Below are 1,242 nucleotides of genomic sequence, written 5' to 3' on the forward strand. Positions count from 1 at the left end.
TGTTCATCTCAGGCAGGTGCAGAGCTTTAGACAAGATAATAGTTGCATTCCCGAAACTGCATATTTATTACGATATTGTCCGCAGGGTGTTCAAGAGATACGGCATCCCCTGCACATTCTCCGTCTCAAAACCATTGGGAAAGACAGAGCCTTACCTTGCCCTCATGGCAATGCTTGAATCAGTTGCAGACGACTACCCGAGGCTTCCGTTTTCGAGGTTTCTTACATCCCCGCATTTCAAGAAGATGCCTGTTTTATTCAGAGAGTGGATTCCTCAGGTATCGCTTTACTCAGGGATAATCAAAGGCAAAAACTCATGGCTGGGCTTATCAAAAACATTATCGAATGTTAAGAGCCCTGCATTAAGAGATATTCTCCCTGAGCTTGAAAAAGAACTTAAATGGATATTTAAAAAACTCAAACCCCTTGAATCTTTGAAGGACAGAGGGACTTTCAAGCAGCTCTCAGAAGCTCTCCGCAAATTTCTTTCAGACCTTGATTTCTCTGACATAGACACTGACTGCAAAGAACGGGTCTCAGAGTTTCTGAAAGAACTGTCCCTCATAGACAATCTCATGCTTACAGATGCCGGCAGCAGAAACGGTTTGCGAGAATTCATTGACAGCCTCAGATATATCCTGAACGCTTCAGAGAAAGAGGCGGAAGGAGAAGGCGTGCAGGTTTCAGGTTTCTTTGAACTGCGCGGCGCAGAGCCTGAATATCTATACCTCGGAGGCTTGAAAGACGGCGATTTGCCTTCAATGCCTGAGATAGACCTTCTTCTGCCTGACAATGTGAAGACAAAATTAGGACTTGTTAACATGAAGAGATACCTGCGCCTCCAGCAGTTCATATTCCGGCGGTTGACAGATTCCTCAAAAAACCTCCACCTCTCCTATCCTGCAATGGAAGCGGACAGGCTCTTCCTGCCCTCGCCTTTCCTGCCGTGGAAGGCTGAGGTTACAGAGAAAACACCCGGAATCCTGTGCAGGGAAGAAGAACTGCTGAGGCATCCGGAAATTCCCCTCTCATCGCACATAAAAGAAATAGGCGTCAAAAGCAGGCTGATAAAAAAACAGTTCGGAGAAACCTCTAAGATAAGAGTTACGGACATAGATTCATACAGGACCTGTCACAGGAAATTCTTCATAGAAAAGATTCTCAAACTTGAACCTGCGGAAACAAAAGAATATGAGATTGAGGCAATGCTTCTCGGCACAATAATCCATGAAATCATGGCGG

1 protein-coding gene is annotated in these 1,242 nt (G+C 45.2%); it reads left to right on the top strand.

What is annotated here, in order from left to right:
* A partial coding sequence (locus Q8K99_12625) for a PD-(D/E)XK nuclease family protein (protein ID MDP2183399.1) occupies positions 1-1,242 on the top strand: 1,242 nt, incomplete at both ends.

The organism is Actinomycetota bacterium, assembly GCA_030682655.1.
GTDB lineage: Bacteria > Actinomycetota > Coriobacteriia > Anaerosomatales > JAUXNU01 > JAUXNU01.